Here is a 26,595-nt window from a genome sequence, read left to right as displayed (position 1 = left end):
ACCTCACCCCACCGACAATCAACAGAGGAGGCACCGACGATGGACACAGGACGCAGATCGCGCGTCACGAGACGCCGTTTCGTGCAGCAGGCCGGCCTTGCGGTTGCTGCTGCCCCACTCATTTCCGCGCCATTCGTGACGCGGGCGTTAGCCGATACCAAGACGCTGACAATCGTGCAGTGGAGCCACTTCGTCCCCGAGTACGATAAATGGTTCGACGCATTTGCTAAAGATTGGGGCGACAAGAACAACGTTTCGGTCGCCGTCGACCACATTCCGGTGGGGAATATTGCGGCACGCGCAGCTGCCGAAGCCTCCGCTGGATCGGGTCACGACATCTTCGGATGGAACGGCTCCGGGGGAGCGCATCTATATCGTAAATTCCTCGTCGATCTGACAGGCCTCGTCGAGGCAACCGAGAAGAAGTACGGCAAGATTTCCACGATCGGCCGCCAGATCGGCTACAACCAGGACGACAAGACCTGGTCCGCCTTTCCCGATTTCTACATCAGCTTTCCCTCGATGTATCGCAAGAGCATGTGGGACGAGATCGGTATAACGCCGGACACTTGGGACAATGTGCGCAAAGGCGGGGCGAAGCTGAAGGCCAAAGGTCACCCGGTGGGCATTTCGCTCGGCCATAGTAACGACCCCAATACGACTTGGCGCGGGCTATTGTGGGCCTTCGGTGGCGCGCTTCAGGACGAAGCTGGCAAGAATGTCGTGCTCGATAAGAAGGAGACGGTCGAAGCCGTCAAGTTCGCAGCGGCACTCTATAACGATGCTATGACGCCCGAAGTGCTGTCGTGGGACGATTCCAGCAATAACCGCTACCTCGCCTCCGGTATCGGCTCGATGATCATCAACCCGATCTCGGCGTACCGGACATTCCAGAAAACTAATCCGAAAGGAGCCGACGACACGTTCGTGATGATGCCGCCAAAGGGACCGGCGCGCCAGATCATGGGCGGCTCGGCGGAGTACTACGGCATCTGGAATTTCGCCAAGAACCGGGAGGGCGCGATCGATTTTCTCAAGTACTACGCGGACCATTGGCCGGAGGCATTCAAGGCGAGCGAAGGCTACAACAATCCTTGCTTCGCCAACCTCGTGCCGAAGCCAATGCCTATCCTGTCGAGCGACCCGACCTCTACGCCAAACGACAAACTGATGGTGCTACAGGGCTCGGATGCCTGGTCGGCAGCTCCTGGCTATCCCGGGCCGTCGTGGCCTGCTGTGGACGAGGTCTATAACGACTTCGTCATCTGCGACATGATGGCGAAGGCGGCCGTTGGCCAGATGTCTGCCGAGGAATCGGTCAAATGGGCCGCCAAGCAAGCCGAAGCCGTCTTCAAAAAATGGCAGGGCAGCTAGGCTCGGCCGCGGATAGCGTGTGTGCGAGGTCGGAAACGAGAGGACGGACGAGGCTCAAGCCGAAGTCCGGATGTGCAATGGCCGCAGTACTTGCCAAAAACATTGTCAAATCGTTTGGGGGCGATGTACCTGCCGTCAATGGAATCAGTCTGACGGTCCCCGATGGGGAGTTCATGGTGCTGCTAGGCCCATCAGGCTGTGGCAAGACGACGCTCTTGCGGATCATCTGCGGCCTCGAAAGACAGACCAGCGGCGATCTTTTGATCGACGGCCGCATCGTAAACGAGATACCCCCACGCGCCCGTGGCGTGGCGATGATGTTCCAAAGCTATGGTCTCTATCCTCACTACACAGTGCGGAATAACATCTCGTTCCCGCTACGCACGCAGCGGGTCTCGAGGGCCGCAATCGGCAAGAAGGTCGAGTGGGCCTCTCAACTGCTCGGCATTGGCCATCTACTCGACCGGCGACCGCGCCAGTTGTCGGGGGGAGAACGTCAGCGTGTCGCGCTGGCGCGCGCGCTGGTGCGAGAACCGACCGCGCTGCTGCTCGATGAGCCGCTTTCCAACCTTGACGCCAAATTGCGCACGTCGGCCCGTCAGGAGATCAGGCAATTTCAGCAGCGCGTCGGCCTCACCACCATCTACGTGACCCATGACCAAGTTGAGGCCATGGGGATGGGCGACCGAATCGCCGTCATTGATAAGGGAAAGATTCGCCAGGTGGGGACACCGGTCGAAATCTATAACAACCCCGCCGACCTCTTCGTCGCAACCTTTGTCGGCGCACCACCCATGAACATCGTAACCCAAAATGGCGGCGAATACCTCGGCTTCCGCCCCGAGAACTTCCTACCCAAGGCCATGGTCGAAGATGAAAGTGCAGCCGAGTTTTCGTTCCGGGTTGATCGATCGGAATATCTCGGCTCGGAGCGGATCGTATACGGGGTGCTAGAAGGCTTTAGTTCGGAACAACTGATCACGGCAAAACTGCCTGGCGCGCACGTAGCCGAGGCAAGTATCCGCACCGGCGAGTGGCATGCGTTCGCGGTGAAGAGGAGCTCTCTTCGGCACTTCGACAGCAGCGGCAACCGAATGGCCCAACACTGAACGGAGCCGTACGCTATGGTCGTTGTCGCTGAAACACTCCCCAGACCGGCAACACGATTTCAATTTCTGCTCGATCGGCGCGATGCGCTGGAAGCGGTCCTGATTGCACCGGCCATCCTCTACGTCCTTTTGCTCGTCGGGTTGCCGCTGCTGCTGGCGATCTACTACTCGGTCAGCGCCTACACTCTCTACAATCCCACGTGGCACTTTGTCGGGCTGGCGAACTTCGAGCAGATCATCCAAGACCCGACCTTCACCCACACTTTGGCCAACACCTTCATCTTCACTTTTGGATCCCAGCTGCTTGGGCTGGTGCTCGGAAAGTTCGGAGCCTTCCTGTTGCTACGGCCATTTCCCGGACGCAAAATCGTCAGAGCGCTAATCATCCTGCCGTTCGCCGTGCCCGTTGCGCTCGCCACGATTGCCTGGCGGTGGATGTTCGATTCGCTCTACAGCGTCATCACGTGGACGTTGATCGCCATGGGGCTCGTGGAACGCGTAAACGCGCCGAACTGGCTTGGCGATCCCCATCTGGCAATGCTGTGCGTGATCATCATCAATGCCTGGCGTTTCTTTCCGTTTGCCATCGTGATTTTTCTCGCCGGGATTACCGCGGTTCCGCAGGACGTACTTGATGCGGCAACGATCGACGGCGCCGGCTTCTGGCGGCGCAACTACCAGATCATCCTGCCCATGATTTTGCCAATCGTGGCGATCGGATTGATTTTCGGCATCGTGTTCACGTTTACGGATCTATCCATTGTATTTCTGCTGACCCAGGGCGGCCCGGTGGGGGCGACCTCCGTGCTGGGTTTTGCGGGCTTCCAGACCGGCATCGTCTCAGGCGACATTTCGCATGGCGCGGCCATCTCTCTGTTCATGCTGCCGGTGCTCCTGGTCGTCGTTATATTCATGCTCCGTTTCATTCGGCGGCGGGAGATCTGAAATGCCCCGCACGATCACCCGCTCGCTCGGCCAGGTCGCGTTCTTTGTCGCCTTGGCGTTTTTCGTAATCCTTGCGACCTTCCCGTTCTACTGGATGGTGATCACCGCATTCAAGCCGAACAGCGACCTCTATAATCTCGGCAACAACCCGTTCTGGTTCAACCAACGACCGACGCTCGACCATGTGATCTACCTCTTCGATCAGACATTGTTCGCGCGCTGGCTATTGAACTCGCTGATCATCGGCCTCTGCGTCGTCATAATAACGGTCATTACTGCCGTGCCTGCAGGCTATGCCATGGCCCGCATGACGAGTCGAAAGGGAGAAGCGCTAGGCATCGCGATTTTCCTGACTTATCTCGTCCCGCCGACTCTGCTGTTTCTGCCGCTGTCCCGAATCATTGCCGAACTTGGCCTTCAAAATTCGATGTGGTCGTTGGTGCTGGTCTATCCGACGTTCACAATCCCGTTCTGCTCGTGGCTGCTGATGGGGTTCTTCAAGGCGCTTCCAATCGAAATCGAGGAAGCAGCGATCGTCGACGGCTGTAGCCTGTTTGGCGCGTTCATCAAGATGGCAGTCCCCCTGTCAGTCCCAGCAATCCTGACGGTGGTGATATTCACTTTCACCTTGACCCTGCAGGAGTTCGTCTACGCGTTGACCTTCATCTCGTCGTCTGACCAGAAGCCGATCACGCTGGGCGTGTCGACGGACCTCATTCGCGGCGATGTGTTTTTCTGGGGCGAGATCATGGCGGGTGCGCTGATCGCCGCCGCTCCGGTGGCGATCGCCTACAATCTGTTCCTAGATCGCTTCATTTCTGGCATCACCGGCGGCGCCGTCAAATAGTAACGGCCGCGACGAACATCTCGATCCCGGAGGATCGAGGAGTACAGGAGGCCAGAATTGCGCCTGCAAACGGGTGACGCGCCGCTGCTGCTGTGTCGGTCGTCGCGACCTCGCCTGCGTGCCCTCATAACGGGCAGGTGTCAGGTATTGTACGGTGGCGGACCGAGATCATCCGCCTACGTATCCTGGCGGGCCGCTGAGCAACAGCGCACCTGCGACCCTCTGACGCTTGGATCCCCAAAGGCTCATCGGAACGCAAGCTCGCGAGACATCGTTGCATTCGTACACAACCCAGCCACGAAGGCATGGATGAACTTGCGAAGTTTTCTTCTCGTCCTCACTACTGCTGGCGCGATTTCCTTTAACTCGACCTCTGCCTTGCTCGCGGCGCCGATGGTTGGAGCGACGGCATCCGTTCAGCCGGTGCAGTACCGGCCTTGGCATCGTGGCCTGAATCGGCCGCACTGGCGCGGACATTACGCACCCGGTGCCGCCATGGTCGGCGGCCTCGCCGCCGGAGCTCTGATCGGCAGCGCGATTAGCGATGCGAGAGCCGATGCCAATGACCTAGTGCGTGCAGCGCTATCAATCCTATGATCCCGCATCCGGCACATACCTCGGTTACGATGGCGTCCGGCATCCGTGCCCCTAACCGTTCGGGTAGACCGCTGCAGCGGGCTATTCCGATCTCAAGCCGGCCCGCCCCCGAAATGTGGCCTGCTCAAGGAACATACTGAATGGACTCGGGCGAGTTCACCAAACGCGTCGCGATCGCGGTGACGATCGCGACCGTTCCGTTCCTGCTCTGGTATCTCCGGTCGGTGCTGCTGGTGGCCCTTGGCGCGACGCTCCTCTCCGTCGTCCTGGACCTTCTGTCCCGGCCGCTGCGCTGGTGCCGAATCCCGAGAGCCGGTTCAGTTGGGCTTGCCGTGCTTCTTCTGTTCGGATCGCTCGGTGCCACCGCCTATATGTTCGGCACCACGCTATCGAGCGAGATGGAAGACGTGCTGAAGCGCGCGGATATCGCAGCCAAAACAATCGCCGACGCCTTGCAGAATTCCGCGTGGGGGGTCTCGCTCCTGCAGCACGTGGATGCCAGCCAGCTCTCGCTCACAAGTTGGGCCGGCAACATCGCCAGCGTGAGCAGCAGCGTCTTCGCGTCCTTGGTGGTCATGATCGCAATGGGCGCGTACATGGCGGCTCAGCCAGGGGTATATCGAAAGGAAGTCCGCAAGCTGCTTCCTCGCAGATGGGCAAGCCCGCTAGAAGCGGCAGCCAAGCACGTCGTCCACTCACTACAGCTCTGGAGTATCGGGCAGGCCATCCAGATGGTACTCGTGGGAGTGCTCACGACAGCGGCAGTCTGGCTTATCGGCCTGCCATCTCCGCTCGCTCTGGGTGTCATCGCCGCGCTTGCCGAATTCATCCCGTACGTCGGCCCCTTCATTGCCGCGGTGCCTGCGCTGCTCGTCGCGACCGCGCAGGGTTGGTCCACGCTGCTTTGGACCCTGCTGGCCTACATTGCCATTCAGCAAATCGAGGGAAACGTGCTGCTCCCGATCATCCAACGGCGGCTCATCGCCGTTCCGCCGGCTATGATCTTGTTCAGCATCTTGGCCGTAAGCAGCTTTTTCGGGATGGCGGGCGTAATTTTCGCCGCGCCTATCAGCGTCATGATCTATGCCGCGCTGGAGACAATGGCTCCAAAGGAGAGAACTGCGCACGCTGGTTCAGGGCAAACGCAAGCCACTTCTCGTCATCAAGCGCGGGACCATTTCTAGTGCGGGGGAAGATACACACCAGGAACTGCGCTGGCGGGCCATCGAGGGTGCTCCTCCTGCTGATGGCTGTGATCCCACTCTCACTCGGCACTGCCTACATGGCCGCGCCGCCGGCGCTGCGGTTTGTGACCAGCGCCGCGGCGATTGCTGTTCTGGCGGAGTGGATCCGACGCGGGACGGAGCAGCTCGCGCGGCACGCAGGACCTACCATCGGCGGCCTGATCATGGTTACGTTCGGCAGCGTCGCGGAACTGGTGTTGGCTCTATTCATACTTGCGAGCGGCGAAACGGCCGTCGTTCAGGCCCAGATCACCGGCTCGATCATCGGCACGAGCCTTTTTGGCTTGGGGATTGCGATCCTGATAGGCGGCCTGTCGCGGCAGCGGCAGACATTTAACCCAGCCAAGGCCGGGCTGCTTTCGACGTTGCTGATTCTATCAGTTATCGCACTGCTTTTGCCGGCGGTGTTCGACTATACGGGTCGGCAGGATCACTTGCACAACATCGGACTTACCGATGAGGAGCTGAGCCTAGGTGCATCGTTAGTCTTGCTTCTGCTCTATGCAGGAAACATCGCCTACACACTGATCACTCATCGAGACGCCTTCGCCGACGAAGAAGCTGAGGGCGATCCTGCGTGGGGTCTGGCATTATCGATCGGCATCATAGTTGGCTGCACCGCGATAATCGCGATCGAAGCCGAAATCCTCTCTGACGTGCTGACCCAGACGGCCACAGCGCTCAGCATCTCGCCGACTTTCCTTGGCGTGATCGTACTGGCCCTCGTCGGGACAAGCGCCGACATCTTCGCGGCGAGTTGGTTCGCTCACCGCGATAACATGACGGCCGCGTTGAACATCTGCGTTGGATCCGCCATCCAACTCGTGCTGGTGGTCGCGCCGCTGTTGGTCCTTATCTCGGCGTTCATGGCAAAGCCCATGAGCCTGGTGTTCGGCAATCCGCTCTATCTGTTTGCAATCGCGAGCACGGCATTCATCGTGAACGCGATCGCACGCGACGGCGAGACCACCTGGTTCGAGGGCCTGCTTCTGGTGGGCGTGTATTTGCTATTCGGGCTCGGTTTCTTCTTCATTGGTCCAGGGTGACCGCCCCTGCTGACGCCGAGAGGGAGAGGAGAAGGAGAGAAGGAGGAGGGGATCGGACCTCAAACCGAGCCCGGACGCGCGGTGCCTTGCACGCCTTCACCGTTGTGCGCTGCTCGGAGGCGCCGCAGACCGAAGCGCTCGGGAGCCCTGCGCTGCCTGGCTGACCCGAAGTTGCGCGGTCGCCGGCGAATCGACGCTGGCGGTCCTTCCGTCTCGACATGGTCGAGACAGTCCGTCCCGTCGTGGTCTCATCGGGTGAGGATATCACCATCGCGCCATCCGCGGTCATTGAGCGGGCAAGCTGGCAGATCTCTGGCGGCGAAACGCCTCCTTGGAAGTTAGTCGGCGAACAGGTCCGGGTGCGCCGGCGGGTCGGCCGGGTACACCAAAAGGCGGGTATCCTGCGGCCGAGCCGCCTCGGTAATGATCGCTCGTTCGATCTTTGCCGCTGAGAGGATATGAAACACCTGCTCACCGGCGGCGAGCAGGTAGTCGGTGATGATCCGCCGGTGGCACCGCCACCACACCGTTTCGGCGCACATTATGGCGCAGCGCTGGGTTGCGCCCAGCCGGCGCAAATGATCAAGCGCGCCACGGAAGCGCTCGCTCATGGCATAGTCGGCATAGTTGTGAAGACTCTTGTTCGTCCAAAACGCGTTCACCTCCGGCGCTACCTCGCGCACGCGACTGCGCAGCCCCCCGAGCGGGGCCATGTGCTCATATTGTATGCCATGCGGCCGCAGGGAATCCGGGAGTAGCTCCCGGTTGTACTGCGGGTTAGTGCTGGAACGCGGCATCGTGCGCACATCGCCAAGCAGAGTCACCTCGACGCTTCGCAGCAGGCCGACGAATTCATCGAGCGGCCGCGTGCCGTGACCGATAGTGTAGAAGGGGTGTGCCATTCCGAATCTTCCTCTCCACCTAGAATCCAATTTGGGGCTTGATCCGCCGCACGCCAGCGCCTCGGCGTCGGATTCGAGCGGAATGTCAGCAGCGGCCGATCCCTCCTTCGAGAGGAGGCTGATGAACCGAGAATTGGAACTTTGCGGCGGCATGATGGGTCCAATGCGCCGATCAGGATTCAAGGCTCTCCGGAATCCTTCAGTGCCGTCGCAGCGACTCGACGGTCGGCTTCATTGGTTCGCCCGGGAACGCCAAGCCCGTGATTGCCAGAAGAGCGCGGCCACGCTGGGGCCACCGGATAGGCGTACATGATCCCCGGGTCCACGGGAATCGAGAGCCGACGATCCCGCGAATAGCATCCACGTCTACCGCCGCGCTCCGGACGATGTCTGGAGAACGAAGCGTAGGGGAACCCGGGTCCCCGCCCAGTCCGTTGCCAGCTATGCAAGCGATTGTGCATCGCTTGCTGAACAGGCGATCGGATCTCCCGATCTGGCTCAGGTAGTTCTTACCCTATGGCTGGTCGCCATCGCTTTTTTCGCCAGGCTGCGCTCGGCGCGAACCTCGCAGGCAGCGTCCATCGGGCTCATCGTCGACGAACTCGTCACCGATGGCTTCAAATGCGTCTTTCCAGCGGTCGCTCCGTGCCGGTCAAGGTCGACGTGCCCGCCAAGGAGGATCGGACCCTGGTCTGCGTCCCGGCCGACGGCGTCGCTGCTCAAGCGAGGTGAAGAGCGGACCAGGAACTCGGTTTATCAAGCTGCTGACCACGCACATGGGAACGATGACGTGCGATCGACGCCTAGCCCGAACCGCACTTCGATTTTTCAGGGCCGGTGCAACCGAAATCCGGCATCGACGTAGAAGGACTCGGAGCTACTTGCATGACCTTCGAGAAAAAACAGAAGACAGTTGAAGAGCTGACCCGCCTCCGGGAGATGCGGGCCGGCACCACCGATCCCCTGGCGACGCGGCTGCTGCAGGACATCATTATGGAGCTCGAAATCGGCCTCGAGCTTGCATCACAGACGGGAGCATCGGATCAGGCGAGGCCAGCTCCTCCCGAGCCGCCACCTAAGTAGTCCGCTTTCACATCCGACCGGCCCGTCGAGCATCGTCGCAGACGCAGCGACAATTCGGCCGCACAATAGGCTTCAACGTCGGGAACGCTGCCGCGAGGGCTCTCGGCTTGCGAGCGACATCCTAATATAGCCGGCCCAAAAGGGCTCGGGGCCCTTCAGCCCGGGCGGTTAATCTATTGACGCGATAGGCTTCACTCCCAAGGCTCGAGGCAATGCTGGGAGCGAGGTACGCGGATTGCCGATCGTTCCCGGCACCATGCCGCAGGCCAAACGTGCAGCCTCATGAGTTCGACGTGCCTGTATTTCCTGGGGGCCGTCACACTCAAATGCAAAGGCCCCGAAAAACGACATTGCGCCGCGCTAGTGGCGGCAAACAAAAAGGAGCCCCGCCGAAGCGGGACCCCTCATTGGCCCTGCTCCAGGCGATCACTTCTTGCTCGTACCTGAGCCCGACGAACCAGGAGAGCTGCTCTCGTTCGCGCTCGGCTGGTTTGCGCTCGGCTGGTTGGCCGTCGACGAGCTTCCGCTTTGCGATGGCGACTGACCCGTCGTACCCGACGGACTGGGTGAGCTCTGCCCCGTCGTCGAAGACGGCTGGTTCTGCGCCTGACCCGAGTTCTGGCTCGGCGTCTGACCGGTCGCGTTCTGCTGGTTCGACGGCTGGCTGGTCTGGCCCTGAGCGGTACCGGTGCCGCTCTGGCCCTGACCTGTCGAGGTCTGAGTGCCCGTCAGAGTCTGGGTGCCGGTCGAGGTCTGAGCCCCGGTCGACGACTGCGACTGGATGCTCTGGCTCGCCTGCTGGCTCAGCCGGCCGGAGACGCCGAGCGACGACACAGTGCGCATGTCGATGCTGCCGGTCACCGCGATACCCTGCTGACGCTGATACACCGTGATTGCCTCACGGGTTTCCGGACCCCAGATGCCGTCGGCTTCACCATGCAGGATACCGCGCTCGATCAACACGCGCTGGATGACGCGGATGTCGTCCGGCGGAAGATCGACCACCGCCATCGTGCTGCCGCCGCTGCTCGCGCCGCCGCCGCCGTGACCGGCGCCGGCGAAGCGCGCCCGCGGACCGACCTGGACTACGTCAACGATGCGGCGATCACGGTCAACGATCACGACTTCGTCCTCCACGACGAAAAAGCTATCGTCGCGATAGGCGGGGAAGACGTCGATCAGCGCCGGATAAGTCGAGACAGACGCGATGGTCACGCTCGGCGGGACCGCGATGCCGGCACGAACCTGGAAGTTGATCGAGCTCGCGTTAACGCGCGGAGCGTTGCTGGCCTGCAGAACCGATTGCTGCAGTGTCGTGCGCTGCTGCGCCGACACGGTCTTGCCGCTCTCGGTCTGGATCTGGCTGTTGGCAGTGGTCTGGCTCTGGGTCTGACCCAGCGTGTTGGTGTGGCCCTGGGCGGCGTTCTGGTTGGTGCCGGAGTTCGGATCCCGCTCCTGCGCGCTCTGGCCGGATCCGCTCTGCGGGCTGGACTTGTTGTCAGCCTTGTTGGCCGCCTTTGCGTCGGCCTTGCCCTTGTCCTGCGAGCGGTCCTCCGTCCGCTGCGTGTTGTCGCGCTCGGACTTGTTCTGACCGGCCGCCTGATCCTTGTCCTTCTGGCCGTGCTGCTGCGCGCGCTCCTTGTTGCTGTCGCGCTGCTCCTTGCTGGAGTCCTGCGAGTGGCGCGCATTGTCACGCTCAGACTCTCGCCCTTGGCCCGCCGTCGGATCCTTGCTGCTGTCGCGCTGACCTCCGGCGTGGCCACGCTCCTGCGTGCCGGATTCATCGCGTTGCGCCCGGCTGGACTCGCCGCCTGGCGCGGATGGTCCTTCGGCTCGGCCGCTGTCGCGAGATTCGGACCCGCGGCCCTGCGATACTCCGTCGTTGTGGGAAGTACCTTCGCGGCTGGATGCGCCGCTGCCCATCCCGCCGCCGGAATGACCGCCCGCCGACATTCCCTTTTCGGTCGCCGCGCCGCCGGCGCTGCCCGCGCCACCGCCCACGCCTTGCGCAGACGCGAAGCCCACGCTCGCAAGCAGTACCGCCGTCGTGACCAGCAACCTACTCTTCACTCTCTTCAACATCAAAAACTCCTCCTCGATCGTGCGTATGTTCTCAGATGAAACAGGACACAACCGACGCCCTTTCGACGCGGGTGTCCGTCGCGGGCAACCGGGAGGAGATGCAATCGTTCCTTGGATCTCCTTGCACCTCGGTTACGTCCGGCGATCCAACCACGGAGTAGCCCAAGACCAGTGGCACGTTGCGGGACGATGCGCCTCGAGAAGCTCGGCTCGGCGCATGTGCGCTCGGAGCCGAGCCAAGGCTTTGAGGAGCCGTGATCACCAGTGGTGGCGATGCCAGCGATGGTGGTGGACGACGCGGCGCGCATAGGGACCATCGTAATAGGCGAACGCGGGCCGAATGACACGACGATAGCGAGGCCCGTAGTAAGCCGGCGCGTACCCGCTGCTGTAGTAGGCGGTGGTGTAGCCGCCCCACGGATAGGGATCGTATCCCCCATAGCAGGCCGCCGGCGTATAGCCTCCGTAATATCTATAGGCCGGATAGCCGTAGCCATAACCATAGCCTGGCCCGTAGCCGTACGCCGAAGAGGCAATGCCGCCGATCACTGCGCCGGCGATCAGTCCTCCGGCGATGCCGGGTCCGAACCCGCCACCACGCCAGCGGGCCTCGGCGCGACTCGGTGCGGCCACGGCGCTGACGCCGAGCACGGCGGCTGTTGACAGAACAAGTAGGTTTTCTTCACCTCAAGCTCCTCCTCAATTGAGTTCAATGAAGCTGTAACGAAAGCGCTTTTGGAAGGTTGCAGGCGTCAAACCAAAGAACAAGAACGCCGATGAACAGACATTTATCTAGATGAATAACCCTCATACCTCACTCACGGCCGGCCACGAATTCCACGGGCGTGCCTTTCGAAACACTCGCCGCCACACGTTCGGCGTCCCAATTCGTGAGCCGCACGCAGCCGTGCGATTCCGCGTTCGAGACCTTGCTTGGCTCGGGCGTGCCGTGGATCCCGTATCCTTCCGCCGACAGGCTGATCCATGTGGTGCCGACTGGATCGTTGGAGCCAGGCTTGATCGTGAACGGCTTGTCGGAGCGCACGCCCTTGAAGTGGTAGTTCGGATTGTAGCGGTAGGTCGGATTGCGGCTGACCTCGGTCACCTTCAGCGTGCCTGACGGCGACGGCTTCTCTTCGCTTCCGACGGTGGCCGGATAGAAGCCGATCAGTGTGTTCGATTTATCGAAGAGCTTGACGGTCTGCCGGGTCTTGTCCACCTCGACCCTGTCTGCCTTGGAGGCCTCGCCGTCCGTGCCGCCCGTGTCCACCACGACGATGGCTTCGCCCGCGCGTTCGAACTTCTTTCCGGAATTCAGGGCTGTCAGAAGCTGCTCGCTCATGTGAAACTTCTCGGCAATCGCCTCGCGGGGGCTGGTATAGCTCAGTTTCGGAATATCCTTCATGCCCTCCATCGTCGATGGAAGCTTCTCGAGGAATGGACCGGCCACCTCCTTCTCGGTGATCATGTAATCGGAAGTAATCGGCCGACTATCAACGCGCAGCGCCTTCAAGACATCGTCGGTCGGTTCATCGGCGCTCGGCAGTTGCTGGGCTTCAGCGTACCCACGCAAGGCCTTGCTCGCATTCTGTCCGAACTTGCCGTCGATCTCGCCCGGCGAAAAGTGTGCCCTGTCAAGCAGGACCTGCAATCGGACACCGGCGGGCCTCGCCTTGTCCCTGGACAGCGATTTCTTCGAAGGCTCAGCCGAATTGATCGCTTCGGGGCTCAGTTCGGCGCTCCAGGCCGGGCTCGCAGCGAGCATCAAGACCAACACCAGGATCGGGTATCCTCTCCGAGACCACATGCTGTGCCCTTTCATTGGTCCCGCCTTCTACCCGGCCTCTACGAAGAACGCTCGCACGACCCAGACAACGGCACCCGACATCAGATAGGACATCGCCAGGAGGGTCCATTCTGGAAACGCGTACGGGCGGCGAGTCGCTCCGCCAATCTCATCAGCGGCCTCAGCATTCGCCTTCAGGAAGACGCGCGAGGTACGCAAGTCCGAAGCTCGCGAGCTCCTCCATGTCCTCTCTGCGCGTTTCGCATCTCCTTTGGAGATGTCGCCCGGGCAAGCACCGGCGGCGGTCGGCGGCATCGACGCCGTCGTGGGTCGCGCAAAAGATCGACCAAGCCGTTTCTACGGCCGTGCGGACGCCCACGGCGTCGACCATTCTCAAGCTCCAAAGCGGAGATGTTAGTGTTGATCAACGTCCTCCGAGGTCAAAAAGTTTCCGCTTTTTCCCGATGGCGTCCGAGCATGCTGAGTTGAACTTTTGACGTAAGTGGAGCAAGTGCCGTTCGGCTAAATTAGGGCCATGCAGCAGGAAGCGAGACTCGAGAAGGAGAGTAGCCGTGTTGCGCGATCCGATAGATACCGAGGGTCGGCCCATTCGCACTTGAGATGCGTCAAGGCGAACATCGCCGCACCGGCGTAGAGATGATTGAACTCAGACTCCTACGCACTCCGGGCTCCGCGCCTCAATCCCGCTATATGGGGCCGGCTCGGAGAGCGGCTCCGCCGATCATGATCGGCGTTGCATTGCGGCCACTGCCGCCCGGCCGGTTACGTCCTGGGATCCAAGCGTAGCTTCCCACCGCGCCGCCTCAGTTCCAGTAAGCGGGACAAATCTCGCTACGTTGAGCCTAATCATTTGCGCAGCACTCGGTTTCTTCTTCATTCTTCCGGCTTGAGGACCCCCCGGTAAGTCTCGCAGCGCAGTCAACATAGCGCCATGAACCTGCGGAGGCACCGCCAGACCGGAGTGTTTGGAGAACCTTGAAAGCTGCTAACGAGAGGAAGTTGCGTGGCGGTCATGGTGCTCCCGTTTTTCCCGCTCGCTCCGAAGGATGTGCCGGGTGATTTTTCGATCACGCTTGAAGGCGCCTTTTGTAGCGTGGTATGCGGCCATTCCTGGCGTCTCCTTGGATTTGTCTCGCCCAGCGTAAGCCGGAGCTACCAGCACGAGCGTGAGGGCGCAGATCAGTACGCCGAACCAGTTCTTGGACTTCATGGGTTTTCTCCTCCGGAAGCAGAATACCTATCGGCCACTGAGCTCCTGGGGAGTTGAACGACGCAACTCTCCCACTTGGGATGCGGCTACTTGAGTTGCTGAATTGCCCCAAGCGTTCCTGACGTAAGTAGCGAGGTCTGCAATCTGCTGGTCCGAAAGCTTCCAGTCGAAGGCCGGCATCGATACCTGCGTCGGCCGGGCATCAGTCGTCGCCGCGTGCGCACCATTCAGGATCAACCTGATGATAGTGGTCGGGTCCCGGTCCTGTACGGCGCTGCTTCCCTGAAGCCGCGGAAACATAGCCGGCACGCCCTGGCCTTCGGCCTGGTGGCATCCCGAACAATTGTCGACATAGAGCGCTCCGCCGGCGGCCATAGCTTTCGGATCTGGCTCAGCAACCTTGTTGTCCTCGGTAGCTGCTGGAATATCCTTGAGGTAAGTCGCCATAGCCTTGAGATCGTCATCGTTCAGCTTCGAGGTCGAGAAGGTGATCACCTCCGACATGGGACCGTAAGCGACGGTTCGGTCGTTCCGGCCTGTCTTGAGAAACGTGACGATCTCGTCGATGCTCCATTGCCCCAACCCCGACCGAACGTCGGCCGTCAAATTCGGGGCGTACCAATCCTGCAGCTTGCCGCCGCGCAAGGCGGACTGCTTCTCTGCGGAGCCCAGAACATTGGTGGGCGTGTGGCAGGCGCCACAATGTCCCAAGCCTTCGACCAGATATGCTCCGCGATTCCATTCGGGCGACTTTTGGTCGTCCGGCTTGAATGTTCCTGCCCGGAAGAACAGCTCGTTCCACCCCCTCATGACGAACCGGTCATTCAGCGGCCAAATAAGATCGTTCGGCGGAAGGGACTTTGATGCCGGCTCAAGCGAGCTCAAGAAGGCGTGGAGCGCATCTGAATCCTCGCGCGTCACCTTGGTGTACCAGGGATATGGGAACGCGGGGTAGAGATAGCTTCCATCCGCAGCAATTCCCTGATGTAGCGCCCGATAGAACTGATCATCGGACCAAGTGCCGATCCCGGTCTTTCGGTCCGGCGTGATGTTCGCCGAGTAGATCGTGCCGAACGGGGTCGGAATCGCGCGGCCGCCCGCAAATGGCTTGCCTCCGGGTGCCGTGTGGCAGGCCTCGCAGTCTCCGGCCGCGGCCAGATAGCGTCCTCTTTCTACTTGGCCGAAGGACAACTGCTCGCAGCGAGCGGGCGAAGCGAAACAAGCAAAGGCGCAGGAAGAAGCAAGCAATACGAGTTTCAGAGCACTGGATGACATCTTCCCGATCTCCTTACGCCTGAACCAACGGGCCGGGATTCTTGAGGTACTGCGTTCTGATGGCCTGCGCGGACCACAGCGCCAGCGCGGCAACAGTACCTGTCGGATTGTAGCCGGGGTTCTGCGGGAAAGCGGACGACCCCATCACAAAAAGATTCGAAACGTCCCAATGTTGCAGGTAGCGGTTGAGAACGCTGTCCCGCGGGTTCGAACCCATGATCGCACCGCCGGTGTTGTGCGTCGTCTGGTATGGCGTGATGTCGTAATGTCCCTTACGGGGATTGCTCCTGATCTCCCGCGGCTTCATGGCCCGGGCGATCTGCTCTGCCTTGCCGGTCAGAAAATTCGACATTCTGTGCTCGTTGTCGGTGTAGTCGAAGGTCATCCGCATCAACGGCCTGCCCAGGAAATCGCGGTATGTCGGGTCGAGATCGAGGTAGTTTCCTCGATGGCTCATGACGGCGCCATGCGTGGCGACGGACATCGACCTGAGGTAGTCCCGGACGACCGCCCTCTTCCATTTGGCGCCCCATTTCGGCGTCCCGTCAGGCACCAAATGGGTCTCGATCGGCCGCCCGTTCGTGTTCCAGCAGGCGATATAGCCGCCTCCTAAAAACCCGAGATTGGAATGATCGAAGTTGTCTCCGTTGAATTCGTCAACGACCATTCCCAGCGCCCCGGCCCCGATGAACGGGTTCAGTATCTTGTCATCGTAGAATACGTCGACACTGGACACGATCTGGTAGGCGTAGTTCTTGCCGAGCGTACCTGCTCCAGTGCTCGGGTCGTACGGTGTGCCGATCCCCGATAGCAGCAGCAGATGCACGTTGTGCAGAACGAACGCGCTGAGAACGATCAGATCAGCTGGCTGCTCGTACTCTTCACCTTGGGTATCGACATATGTGACGCTGACCGCCCGTTTCCTGTCGCTGTCGAGGTTGATCTTGATGACCTCGCACTCCGTCTTGAGCGCAAAGTTCTTCTTGCGAAGCAGAACCGGCAGAATCGTCGTTTGCGGGCTTGCCTTGGAGTAATTCCCGCAGCCGAACTTCTCGCAGAACCCGCAATAGGTGCATGGGCCGAGTTGCACCCCGAGTGGATTGGTATAAGCGCGAGACATGTTGGCGGAGGGAGCCGGGAACGGCTTTAGGCCGATGTCATTCGCGGCCTGCGCGAAGAGTGTCGGGCCGTACGTCATCTCCATGGGAGGATTGGGATACTCTCTGGTCCGCGGGCCTTCGAACGGGTTTCCGCCGGGCTGGATTTGACCTTTGATGTTTCCGGCTTTGCCCGAGATGCCGCAGAGGTACTCCCATTTGTCGAAGTACGGCTCCAGGTCGTCATACGTGACGCCCCAATCCTGGATAGTCATGTCCTGTGGTATTGCTGCCGCGCCGTAGCGATCCGTGTTGTGGCTCCGGGCGAGGAAATCGCTCGGCAGGAAACGCCAGTTCTGTCCATTCCAATGAATTCCCGCCCCACCCACGCCCGTCCCTGGGAGAAAGGAGCCGAGTTGGCGCATTGGTAGAGCGGTCTCGCTCCTCGAGTTTCGGAAGCTCAGCGTCTCACGCGCAGGCTCTTGGAAGAGTGCATGGCGATAGTAATAGCGGAGCTCGTCTTGAATGAACGTTGTGGCAAAGTCGGTCGTTGTATCCCGCCAGCCACCGCGCTCAAGTGCCAAGACGTTCAGCCCGGCATCACTCAGTTCCTGGCCGAGCAGCGCGCCGGTCCAGCCGAACCCAACGAGGAGCGCATCCACGGGAGGGAGCTTGGTAGCCATCTTGAGGTCTCCCTATCCTTTTGGAGTCCAATCGGGACGGCCATAGAGTGACACCGGCGGTAATGGGTAGCGCTGGCCGTGCTTACTGACGAAGTCACGGTAATCGTATCGCGCGCCCGGAAAGCCGATCATCTTCCAGGCTGCCATGTTCTTGTTTCCGCCGTACAAGGGATCTGCGAAGAATCCTTCCTGGGTATTGAGGAGGAGCTGCTTGAAAAATGCCTTCGCATCGACCTGCTCGAGCTTTGCTTTTCCCTCTTCGAGGTCTCCGAGCACCTTGTCCTGCTGCTCCGCGCCAAGGTCCACGAAAGCCTTTCCGCCTAACTCGGTTCGACAATAGCCATCGACTGCTTTGATTGCGGCTCGATACAGCTGGGCTGGCGCCATCCGTGATTGATAACCCTGAGTTTCCGTGCCCTTTGCCCAAGGGCCCCCCATGTACCAGCGCTCGGCTCGGCCGTACGCTCCTGCAAGCTGCCGGTCGATAAAGACCGTGACGCCAATCTCCCGCGCGCCCGGTCCTAGCTCGTCCTTGGGGATCAATCGGGAAACAACTGCATCCACCCAGGCAACTTCGTCTTGAGTGAAAAACTGATAGCCGCCGGTGGCAACTGGCGCCGGGCTGTTGGCTTCGCCCGGCGCCCAGGGGACCTGCTGCGAGATGGTGTCGGCCTCCGCCGTCCGGGAAGAAATCGCCAGGGAGGATCCAGCGACAATTCCGGCGGTGAGTAGCTCGCGGCGGTTGACGCCAGGACTCGCCGATCGTTCAGTCGTCGCCATCGCGCGCCCCCTTTACTTTTGTGAAGGCATCAACAACTTACGAGAAGCCACCAACGGATTACGATAACCGCGGGTTCGCACCGTAGGCGGCGGCTTGACCGAAGGTTGGTACGGTCCCGCACCATCTGGTAAGCTCAAGATTGCCTTTGCAGCAAACGTACGAACGCCAACACGTTCTCCGCCTGAGCTGCCTTGAGACGACAGCTCTCCCGTTCGTCGCCGGGAGGCAGTTCAGCAGCCTCCCGTTTTGCGCGGTCCGCTAGTTGCTTCAACCGCTCCGGAAGCGAGGCGAGCTGTACGTCGCGACCGCGACGCCGGCGTTTTCCCGGACTATTTCGGACAGTTTGCCTCGCCAACCGCTGCATGTCGTGTTCCTTCCGACCGCGCACTCCGGCGTCTCGCCTCTATTTGGAAGTGCCCTGCCGGGACGAATTCGAGCCTGTGGTCCCTTGAGATGAGCTGCCCGACTTGGAATCGGGCGGATTCACGTTCATGGCTTCGAAAACCGACATTCCATGCGGGCCGATTGTCATCAGCACCGGATTGCCGTCCTTGCTTTTGGCCTGCACGACGAAGGATTCGGCTACGACCTTGACGTCGGTGAAGCCGGCCTTCTGCAGATCCTGCTGGATCTTTTGCGCCGCGGCAAGATTCTGGTTCGAGTTACTGGAAGGTTGTGATGAGGCCTGAGATCCGTTCGTGGCGTTCTGTGCGGCGGCGGGGTTCGCCAGCGCCATCAGCGCGACGGCCGACCCCGCAATGAGCATCCTGTTCATGTGATGACCTTTCCAACTTGGAGGATTTAACATCCATATAGCTAACGCGCGGCTACTACGTTCCGAGACTTAGGGCCGACGCCGAATAAAGGTCGGTACGTCAGCGAACACAGATGGTACGACCTCGCGCTCCCGACCCATGAGGCGGTTTGTACTCTGGCGCACAACCGTCCTGAGCGCCTCCCATCCGGGGAGGTGGGAGCTGCGATCAGACGCAGAGTATGGCTTCTTGTCGAGGGCACCTCTCTTGACGATTTTCGAGGGCCACCGAGTTTCGTCATGGAGCACGCTGCTGCGCGTGGGCCGAAGATAATCGCTTTTAGCAGCATGCCCCGGTGAATTAAGGGTCAGCTGACGTTGATACCCCAGCGGCCTCGGCTAGGCCACTACCGATGCCGCACTCACAGTCGGAGCCTTCACCCGCCGGCCGCACGTTCTTACTGACGAGGGAAAGCGCGATCAGATTGAACGTGATCAGGCGCGGGTTGAAAGTAGACGGATGCGCACGCGGCGCCACGCAGCAAAACTCTGGACGCGTCGATCACAAACACAGTGGCAAAGAACGGATACAAAGTGTCGCCCGTTTTAGCACGCTCGGGAGTTTCGTTTGGTTGGGAGCTGCGCTCTCGCGCAAAACCTATCCCCTAGGGCGGCTGCGCATCCTTTGACGAAGCAGCGCAGTTCTCACGGAAGGGTCGCATATGATGAACTCGAGCATAGCGAGAATGTCGTCCCTGGTACCATTGCAGCAAGGGCTCTCGTAAGCCGCAAGAAGCCTTTGTGCCTCTTCCAAGGCCCCAACCAGCACCTCGATATCGGTTCGGACTTTGATTTCTTGCGATGACATTTCCGTCTCTACGATCTCCTTCGCTCGGCAGCAGCGGCAATGCTGATGTTCCATGTCAATTCCCGATTCTAGACCGCAACAATGATTGCCTGTACGATGGGACGGATCGAGCGATGCTGGGAGTCGGGGCGTCCGTTAGTCCTGTCGGGAAAAACCTGACGCAGAAAACATCGAGGAAGTGCCAGCACGTGGGCGTTTTGCTGTCTTTGATACCCACCCGCAAGGAGGCCCCCACCTCAATCTCCCGGCGCGCAGCCCGCCGCCCCTTGATCCTCGTCTTCATCGCGGCAGCGATGCCTCTTGCGCTTTTTGCGGGTTGGGTCGTTTTCCTGAACGCGCAGCAGCAGCGCAGGGGCTCTCAGGCTGCCGCCGTGGAGACGCTCGATAGCGTCGTCAACCGGCTTGCCTCCGAGATCAGCCTCCAGCTCGAGATCGCCGAGACCGTCGCGGCTTCCGCAACACTCGACAAGCCGGACCTTGACGCGTTCTATCGCGAAGCGACGCGTGTCAACGAAGCACGTCCTCTTTGGCAGACGATTCAGCTCGTCGATCCCGACGGAAATCAGGTTCTGGATGTTAGCCGTCCGCTCGGAGATGGGATGCGCGCCACCGCCGACCGAGAGAACTTCGAACAAATTCTGAAAACGAGAAAGCCAGCAATCGGCGGAATTGGGCCACGTGGTCCCATCACCGGCAAACGCGTGGTGGCCGTCAGAGCCCCTGTAGAGCGCGATGAGCAATTGAAGTTTGTACTCACGGTGGCCCTGGTGCCTGATGCAATAAGCCAGATTTTGAAGAGCGCAGGAGCCCCGGCCGGCTGGGTGGGTTTCGTGGTCGATGCCAAGGGGAACATCGTCGCCCGCACCTTCGGTGAACAATCCGAACTGGGACAATCTGCCAGCGCTACGGTCCGCCAGGCGATAGCCTCAGCGCCAGAAGGAAGCTACGTCAAAACCACGCCTGCCGGCGAACAAGTCGACTCGATCTACAAAGTCATCCCCGGAACCAGCGGATGGTCGGTCCATTTCGGAATACCGACGCAGGAACTTAATGGTCCCGTCCAGCGCTCAGCCATTTTCCTTGCCGGGGGTGGGGTATTGAGCTTCGTCTTGGCTCTGACTTTGGCCTGGTACACCATACGCGACATTTCGCTTCGCCGGCGCGAGCAAGAGGCGCAGGCAGCATTGGCACTCAGCGCAAGTGAAGAGCGACGGAGGCTGACGATCGATGCCGCAGATCTCGGCGTGTTCAGCTGTGATTTCGCGAGCAGAGAAGCGATCGTGTCGCCCCGCGCCCGGGAGATGCTCCGGATAGACGGTTCGCGCTCCGAAGGAGATACGATCCTTCCGATGGATCGGATACTGAGCTGTATTGATCCCGCCGACCAGCGGAACTTTGAGGCTTCCTTGCTGAGTTGCCGTTCGGGAAACGTGGCGATTGCCGATTTCCGGACCGCCCCGCCTCAGAGCCGGTGGCTGCGGGCCAGCGGGCGGCTGTCTCGCATCGATGATAAGAACTTGGACGTCGTATATGGCGTCATTCTGGATATCGACGAGACCAAGCGAGCCGAGCTGGAGCGACAGCAACTGCTTCGACGTCTTTCCGAAGCGGAAGAAAATGAACGCCGTAGAATCGCAAGAGAGCTTCACGATCAGATCGGCCAGACGGTCACAGGTCTACTTCTCGGTCTGAAGAACCTGGAGCCGCTTCTCGGCACGAGCCCCAAACGCAAGCTCGGATTGGAGAGGCTCAATTGGTTGCAAGGACTCGCGAGAGGGATTGGGCGCGATATCCATCAAATCGCCTCTGACCTGCGCCCGACCGCCCTTGATGACCTGGGACTTTACAAGGCGCTGGAGGCATTCTGCGCGGAGATCCGGCGCCGGTTCGGGATCACCGTTGATTTTCAGCCTCTGGGAAGAAGAGATCGTCTCGGCCAGGACGTCGAAATCGCGGTTTACCGCGCCGTCCAGGAGGCCGTGAACAACGTGATCAAACACGCGCAAGCTCGAAACGTCAGCGTGGTTGTCGACCGACGCACAGCTGAGCTTAGGATCGTCGTCGAAGACGACGGGAACGGCTTCGACTTTCAGGAATTCTCGCAGGGTGCGAGCCGCCACGCAAAATTGGGCCTGTCCGTCATCGAGGAGCGCCTCACGCTGCTCGGTGGATCTTTGGCGATTGAATCTGAACCCGGGCACGGCACCTCTCTTTTCATGAGAATACCGGTGCCAATAGAGGAGATGGGCTATGTGCCCGATCCGGATCACGTTGACTGACGATCATCCGCTTGTTCTGGCCGGAATGAAGGCGTTGCTTCAGGACGTGCATGACATCGAGATCGTCGGGGAAGCAACGGATGGACAGGCAGCCCTAGACATCATTCGCCAGGCCACACCGGACATTGCCATCCTGGACATTTCACTTCCCGGTATCAGTGGCCTCGAAGTTGCTCGTACCCTAGCGACGCAGCTTCCTCAAGTTCGTCTTCTGGCGCTGACCGTGCACGAGGATCACGCCTACGTTCAGCCGATGCTGCAAGCGGGAGCTCGCGGCTATCTGCTGAAGCGCTCTGCGGCCGACGAACTCGAGCGCGCAGTTCGCGCGATCGCTGGAGGTGGTTTGTATCTGGATCCAGCAATAGCGGAGAAGGCACTTCCATCCGCGCAGGGCGCCCACTCGTCTTCCGGCGCTTCCACAGCCGGCGAGCTGACACCGCGCGAGAGTGAGGTCCTCAGGTTCATCGCACAAGGATTCAGCAACAAGGAAATTGCCACTCAGCTAAGCATCAGCATCAAGACCGTCGAAACTTACAAGGCCAGGGCGGTCGAAAAGCTCGGACTGTTCACGCGTGCCGACATAGTGCGCTACGGCGTGGCCCTTGGCTGGTTGAGCCATTCGGGAAAGAGTGCGGATCAAGTTTGAGCGGGAAGTAGGTGGGCCAAACGGCCGCGCGTGGCGTGCGGACGTCAGGATTATCCCGACAAGCCCCGCTCATCTCCTGACTGCCCCATAGGACGCCGTCCACTATCTTGCGTGAAGCGGACGAGAGAACCAACGCGGATCGCCGACCGGAACACCGTTCTTTCCGGCTTCTGCGCTCCGCACCTTGTTGGATCGGATCAGGTTTGTGTGGAGGTACACATGAGAAATGTACTTTTTCGAGGACGTGCCGGCCGCCAGCTCTTTGCACAGTATGAGAAACTGCCCGGGCTCGCCACTCGAACGAGCTCGCGGCTAGATGCCCGCACGGCGAGAACCGCTGGCATTTGCCTCGCTTGCATCTATCTCACCTGCCTTCTGTTCTCGGCATACGCGATTGCTTGACGGCAATAGGCGTGTGGCAACCGACATCGAGGAATGACGAAGTCAGATTCGTCGCCCCGATCCTTTGCAGGAACTCGCTCGATCATGGATACAGTCGTGGTGCTCCTGGTCCTCGGTATGTTGTTCACGGCTCTTTGTATCGCGGCGCTGGAGATCGCGGCACGTCGATTTTCCCGGACTCTTGAGCGTCAGCTTCCGATGTAACGTGCGGCGCACCCATCTCACTGCGCAAAGATTGCTCTTATGCAAGGTGAGGGCCGCCTCGATCGACGGCCCTCCAAGTTTGCGTTTATCGGCAGACACGCACGTGCTTGACGATACGCCGACCATGATAGCCGCGGGTGACTACGGTCCGCACGGTGCAGACCCTCCGATGATGATGATAGTGATAGCCAGCCTGCATCGTCTCGGATGTTGCCGCGGCGCCGACCGGTGGCGCCATCATCGCATTGGCAGGAACCAAGAACTGAGTGCCCGCAAGCATAGCAGCGGCCGCAAATCCATAGGCGATTTTCTTCATAGTTTTTCCTTGTCGTACGCCCCCTCCGCACTTCTAGGTCGGTCCAATGAATGCGGAGTGAACGACGATACTGACAATCGTCGTCGCGATCTTTCGCCGCAGATGCAGAATCGACGGCTGACTCGGTCGCGGAGACGGGTTGGGATTGAGGCGCATCCTAGTCCGCTTACATGTCCCGCAGGAACTGCGGAAGTTGCTTTTGATTATTAACGTTTCAAAAGTCGCCATCTCGAACGCACTGCCCTCAATGAGTAGAGCGAACAGCGGCCTTAATGGAAGGGAGTGAACAGGCACTCTCGCCAGAGCACAAGGGAGCCTGTCGTGCTTTCGCTGATGGATATCGCTGCCGTTCTGCTTACATTGTGTGCCGTCTTCGGCTGGCTCAATCACAAGTTCCTGCCGCTCTCCCGCAGCGTAGGTCTTCTCGTGATGAGCGTCCTGACGTCACTGCTCCTGATCGGCTTGGATGCGGCGTTTCCGACGATTCAACTACTAGACCAGCTTGCCAATGGGCTCCGGCAGATCGACTTTGCCGAAGTCGTGGTGAATGGGATGCTTGCATTTCTGCTGTTCGCCGGCGCGTTGCACGTAGATCTGGACACACTCAGAAGCCGCGCCATTCCGGTATTTATTCTGGCCGTCCTAGGCACCTCAATCTCAACCGTCCTCGTAGGCCTGATGTTCTGGTTCATCTGCGGCCTTTTGAACCTACCCGTATCGTTGGCTTGGGCATTCGTGTTCGGCGCACTGATCAGCCCGACTGACCCCGTTGCCGTCCTGAGTACGCTTCGCAACACCAAAGTGCCCAAAGAACTGCAGATCGAGACGGAAGGCGAGGCATTGTTCAACGACGGCGTCGGGATTGTTCTGTTCACGATCATGCTTCGCTTTGCGCGCACCGGAGACGGCGGTCAGGTTTCGGCCGCCGATGTCGCTGAGTTACTCGTTCGCGAAGCTGGTGGAGGAATAATGTTGGGCTTGTTGACTGGCTATGTTGCGTATCGCGCGATGCGGCTCATCGACGACTACGCCATCGAGGTGCTGATCTCGCTTGCCCTCGTCACTGGGACCTACGCACTTGCGCTGCATCTGCACGTCAGTGGCCCGCTCTCCATGGTCGCCGCGGGCCTACTCATCGGCGACCGAGGACCTCGATACGCAATGAGCGAGCGGACACAAGGATATCTGTTCGCGCTCTGGACTCTCGTCGACGAAATTCTCAACTCGGTCCTTTTTCTGCTCATCGGGCTCGAGACGTTGATACTGCGCTTCGATCCTCGCAGCCTCGGTCTGGCAGCAGCGACGGTGCCAATCGTTCTCTTCGCCCGCTTTGTTTCTGTTTCGGTTCAACCATTTCTGTTCGGATGGACTCGGCTGCTCTCCTTGCGCAACGCGCCTTTTCTCACCTGGGCCGGCGTCCGAGGCGGAATTTCAGTTGCACTCGCCCTGTCCATGCCGGATAACCCGGCCAAGGCCGCAATGCTCGCCTCAACCTATGGGGTGGTCCTGTTCAGCATCATCATCCAAGGCTCGACTCTAGGCTGGGTGGCAAAGCGGACGGTCGGACAATAAGTCTCGTCTCGAACTGTCGTTAAAGCGCGGGGCTAGACGCGCTCGCTCTACCCGGTTCAATCCTCGCAGCTGTCGATGCCAGCATCTGCGACCGCGCGTTTGGTTAGGACGCCGACTATATCGTTCAGGCGGGGCGAGGCAGAGCGGACCGCCATTGCCGCGCCGGCCCGATGGCGCTTCACCTGAAAACGGCGTGGCGACCTCGCGGCCGCGAAGTTGATGGAGAGCTCCGTGGCTACGCTTAAGCTCTGGTTTCTCGGACAACTGTCGACATGCTGATCGTGCGGCCTGCTCCTGGATGGGTCCTCCTCATCGGCTTGCCCCTGCCACTATCTGCGGCCCTGCTGAACTTGCATCGGGGCACTTGCAGGCGCGCAGCGCCGGCGATCCTTGTGGCTCTGGCACAGTCTCCAGCCCTTGCCGCTTGGATCGCTCTCTTGCTTTGACGATCTAGCTGTTGGATGAAAATGTCATCGCACGATGGATTCAGAAACCAACGGTCTCGCTGCCGCCCGCACTTAGGATACTCTCCCAAACCGGTTTGAGCACTCTCTTGATTGGGTTGATCGTTGCCGGGCCATGATCGGTGTCCTCTCAGTTGGTACGGTGTCGTACACTCGCGACTCTGGCCGGGCACTCGGCGCGACAAAGTGTCCTAAACTCTTGACGCGAGAAACCAAGATAGCAGGCTCAAGTTGAGACCGCATTCTGAAGCTACAGGAGCCACAGATGCGGAGATTTACAATTGCGCTTTCTCTCACCGGCCTCGTCGCGATTTCTCCGGTGGGCAGTAGCCAGGCTGCACCCTTGACCGCGCTCTCGGCTGCCGCGAGCCCGACGCAGCACACGTCCACAGTGCAGGATAATCTCACGCAGATTCGCTGGCGTGGCGGCTGGGGGATCGGCGCGGGACTACTTGCAGGAGCGTTGATAGGCTCCGCCATCGCGGCTCCCTACTATTATGAACCGCCGTACTACGGCTTCCGGTACAAGTACAGTTACGGTGGGTATTATCCAGCATACGCCTATACGCCTTACTGGGGAGGCTATGGCTGGGGACCGCGACCGTACGCTTGGGGGCCTCGGCCTTGGCGCTATAGCTACGGCTGGTCCGCGCCGCGGCCGTGGGGATATACCGTCCGGCACGCACACGCTTGGCGTCATAGCTACGGTTGGGCGCCAAGGTACCACCGGCATCATCATCATCACGGGGTCATCCGCGCGTATCATCGTTGGTGATGCACCGCGCTTCTAGCGAAGTGCCCGCACATTCACTCATCGGAGGAACGCGCCGGACAGGCACTTTGCTGGGAAGCTACTGTACGGCTAAATTTGCCTGTTGCTGGCACGCGCTCATCCGCGCTGCAATGGTCGCTGCGCTCTCGTGTTTGGTACTAATCATCCCGATCCGCGTCGTGGGTCAGGGCGCCCTGTGACGCCACCCTACCCGCAACGCAACGATGCGGATCTGG

Annotated in this window: 20 protein-coding genes and 1 pseudogene; 11 read left to right on the top strand and 10 right to left on the bottom strand. The window is 60.3% G+C overall.

Features of this window, described 5'->3' with window-relative positions:
- Positions 1 to 81 precede the first annotated feature (81 nt).
- From BcanWU425_RS04325 to cax, 7 genes and pseudogenes are all read left to right on the top strand, one after another.
- On the top strand, positions 82 to 1,374 hold the full coding sequence (locus tag BcanWU425_RS04325; RefSeq protein ID WP_204512622.1) for an ABC transporter substrate-binding protein: 1,293 nt from the start codon (positions 82 to 84) through the stop codon (positions 1,372 to 1,374).
- A 77-nt stretch (positions 1,375 to 1,451) separates the two neighbouring features.
- On the top strand, positions 1,452 to 2,483 hold the full coding sequence (locus BcanWU425_RS04320) for an ABC transporter ATP-binding protein (protein WP_231190013.1): 1,032 nt from the start codon (positions 1,452 to 1,454) through the stop codon (positions 2,481 to 2,483).
- Between the two features lie 15 nt (positions 2,484 to 2,498).
- Positions 2,499 to 3,428: a carbohydrate ABC transporter permease gene (locus BcanWU425_RS04315; protein ID WP_204512624.1), complete on the top strand. Its 930-nt coding sequence runs from the start codon at positions 2,499 to 2,501 to the stop codon at positions 3,426 to 3,428.
- Positions 3,429 to 3,522: 94 nt separating this feature from the next.
- On the top strand, positions 3,523 to 4,275 hold the full coding sequence (locus BcanWU425_RS04310) for a carbohydrate ABC transporter permease (RefSeq protein WP_231190011.1): 753 nt from the start codon (positions 3,523 to 3,525) through the stop codon (positions 4,273 to 4,275).
- Positions 4,276 to 4,846: 571 nt separating this feature from the next.
- Positions 4,847 to 4,927, top strand: a pseudogene (locus BcanWU425_RS37515) (BA14K family protein); the annotation flags it as partial.
- Positions 4,928 to 5,012: 85 nt separating this feature from the next.
- Complete coding sequence (locus BcanWU425_RS04300; RefSeq protein WP_231190009.1) at positions 5,013 to 6,056, top strand: AI-2E family transporter; 1,044 nt, start codon at positions 5,013 to 5,015, stop codon at positions 6,054 to 6,056.
- A 47-nt stretch (positions 6,057 to 6,103) separates the two neighbouring features.
- Positions 6,104 to 7,162 carry a calcium/proton exchanger gene (gene cax / locus BcanWU425_RS04295; RefSeq protein WP_231190006.1) on the top strand — a complete coding sequence of 353 codons (1,059 nt, stop codon included), beginning with the start codon at positions 6,104 to 6,106 and terminating at the stop codon, positions 7,160 to 7,162.
- A 338-nt stretch (positions 7,163 to 7,500) separates the two neighbouring features.
- On the opposite strand, the gene BcanWU425_RS04290 is transcribed toward cax, so the two are convergent.
- Positions 7,501 to 8,064, bottom strand: a complete 564-nt coding sequence (locus BcanWU425_RS04290; RefSeq protein WP_231190003.1) for a DUF488 domain-containing protein — start codon at positions 8,062 to 8,064, stop codon at positions 7,501 to 7,503.
- Positions 8,065 to 8,949: 885 nt separating this feature from the next.
- Between BcanWU425_RS04290 and BcanWU425_RS04285 the strand changes: the two genes are divergently transcribed.
- On the top strand, positions 8,950 to 9,147 hold the full coding sequence (locus BcanWU425_RS04285; protein ID WP_204512627.1) for a hypothetical protein: 198 nt from the start codon (positions 8,950 to 8,952) through the stop codon (positions 9,145 to 9,147).
- A gap of 426 nt (positions 9,148 to 9,573) precedes the next feature.
- Here BcanWU425_RS04285 and BcanWU425_RS04280 read toward each other — a convergent pair whose 3' ends face one another.
- The 8 genes from BcanWU425_RS04280 to BcanWU425_RS04245 form a co-directional block, all read right to left on the bottom strand.
- Positions 9,574 to 11,229, bottom strand: a complete 1,656-nt coding sequence (locus BcanWU425_RS04280) for a peptidoglycan-binding domain-containing protein (RefSeq protein ID WP_231190000.1) — start codon at positions 11,227 to 11,229, stop codon at positions 9,574 to 9,576.
- Between the two features lie 258 nt (positions 11,230 to 11,487).
- Positions 11,488 to 11,880 carry a hypothetical protein gene (locus tag BcanWU425_RS04275; RefSeq protein ID WP_231189997.1) on the bottom strand — a complete coding sequence of 131 codons (393 nt, stop codon included), beginning with the start codon at positions 11,878 to 11,880 and terminating at the stop codon, positions 11,488 to 11,490.
- 163 nt (positions 11,881 to 12,043) lie between these two features.
- Positions 12,044 to 13,036 carry a L,D-transpeptidase family protein gene (locus BcanWU425_RS04270; protein ID WP_231189994.1) on the bottom strand — a complete coding sequence of 331 codons (993 nt, stop codon included), beginning with the start codon at positions 13,034 to 13,036 and terminating at the stop codon, positions 12,044 to 12,046.
- 985 nt (positions 13,037 to 14,021) lie between these two features.
- Complete coding sequence (locus tag BcanWU425_RS04265; RefSeq protein WP_204512631.1) at positions 14,022 to 14,246, bottom strand: hypothetical protein; 225 nt, start codon at positions 14,244 to 14,246, stop codon at positions 14,022 to 14,024.
- A 27-nt stretch (positions 14,247 to 14,273) separates the two neighbouring features.
- Positions 14,274 to 15,521, bottom strand: coding sequence for a c-type cytochrome (locus BcanWU425_RS04260; RefSeq protein WP_231189991.1), 1,248 nt, complete (start codon positions 15,519 to 15,521; stop codon positions 14,274 to 14,276).
- A gap of 13 nt (positions 15,522 to 15,534) precedes the next feature.
- Positions 15,535 to 17,301 carry a GMC family oxidoreductase gene (locus BcanWU425_RS04255; RefSeq protein WP_231189988.1) on the bottom strand — a complete coding sequence of 589 codons (1,767 nt, stop codon included), beginning with the start codon at positions 17,299 to 17,301 and terminating at the stop codon, positions 15,535 to 15,537.
- A gap of 12 nt (positions 17,302 to 17,313) precedes the next feature.
- A complete protein-coding gene (locus BcanWU425_RS04250) occupies positions 17,314 to 18,081 on the bottom strand; it encodes a gluconate 2-dehydrogenase subunit 3 family protein (RefSeq protein ID WP_231189986.1) in 768 nt (255 codons plus the stop codon).
- 404 nt (positions 18,082 to 18,485) lie between these two features.
- Positions 18,486 to 18,857 carry a hypothetical protein gene (locus BcanWU425_RS04245; RefSeq protein ID WP_231189984.1) on the bottom strand — a complete coding sequence of 124 codons (372 nt, stop codon included), beginning with the start codon at positions 18,855 to 18,857 and terminating at the stop codon, positions 18,486 to 18,488.
- Positions 18,858 to 19,970: 1,113 nt separating this feature from the next.
- Between BcanWU425_RS04245 and BcanWU425_RS04240 the strand changes: the two genes are divergently transcribed.
- Positions 19,971 to 21,983, top strand: coding sequence for a sensor histidine kinase (locus tag BcanWU425_RS04240; protein ID WP_231189981.1), 2,013 nt, complete (start codon positions 19,971 to 19,973; stop codon positions 21,981 to 21,983).
- Positions 21,955 to 22,629: a response regulator gene (locus BcanWU425_RS04235; RefSeq protein ID WP_085402319.1), complete on the top strand. Its 675-nt coding sequence runs from the start codon at positions 21,955 to 21,957 to the stop codon at positions 22,627 to 22,629. The genes BcanWU425_RS04240 and BcanWU425_RS04235 overlap by 29 nt, the downstream gene beginning before the upstream one ends.
- A 691-nt stretch (positions 22,630 to 23,320) precedes the next feature.
- Here BcanWU425_RS04235 and BcanWU425_RS04230 read toward each other — a convergent pair.
- On the bottom strand, positions 23,321 to 23,551 hold the full coding sequence (locus BcanWU425_RS04230; RefSeq protein WP_204514109.1) for a hypothetical protein: 231 nt from the start codon (positions 23,549 to 23,551) through the stop codon (positions 23,321 to 23,323).
- Between the two features lie 321 nt (positions 23,552 to 23,872).
- Between BcanWU425_RS04230 and BcanWU425_RS04225 the strand changes: the two genes are divergently transcribed.
- Entirely contained in the window at positions 23,873 to 25,123 is a 1,251-nt protein-coding gene (locus BcanWU425_RS04225; protein WP_204512637.1) for a cation:proton antiporter, read from the top strand.
- Positions 25,124 to 26,595 lie beyond the last annotated feature (1,472 nt).

It is taken from the genome of Bradyrhizobium sp. WU425, assembly GCF_021052305.1.
Lineage (GTDB): Bacteria > Pseudomonadota > Alphaproteobacteria > Rhizobiales > Xanthobacteraceae > Bradyrhizobium > Bradyrhizobium canariense_D.
This window is presented reverse-complemented; position numbering and strand designations above follow the sequence as displayed.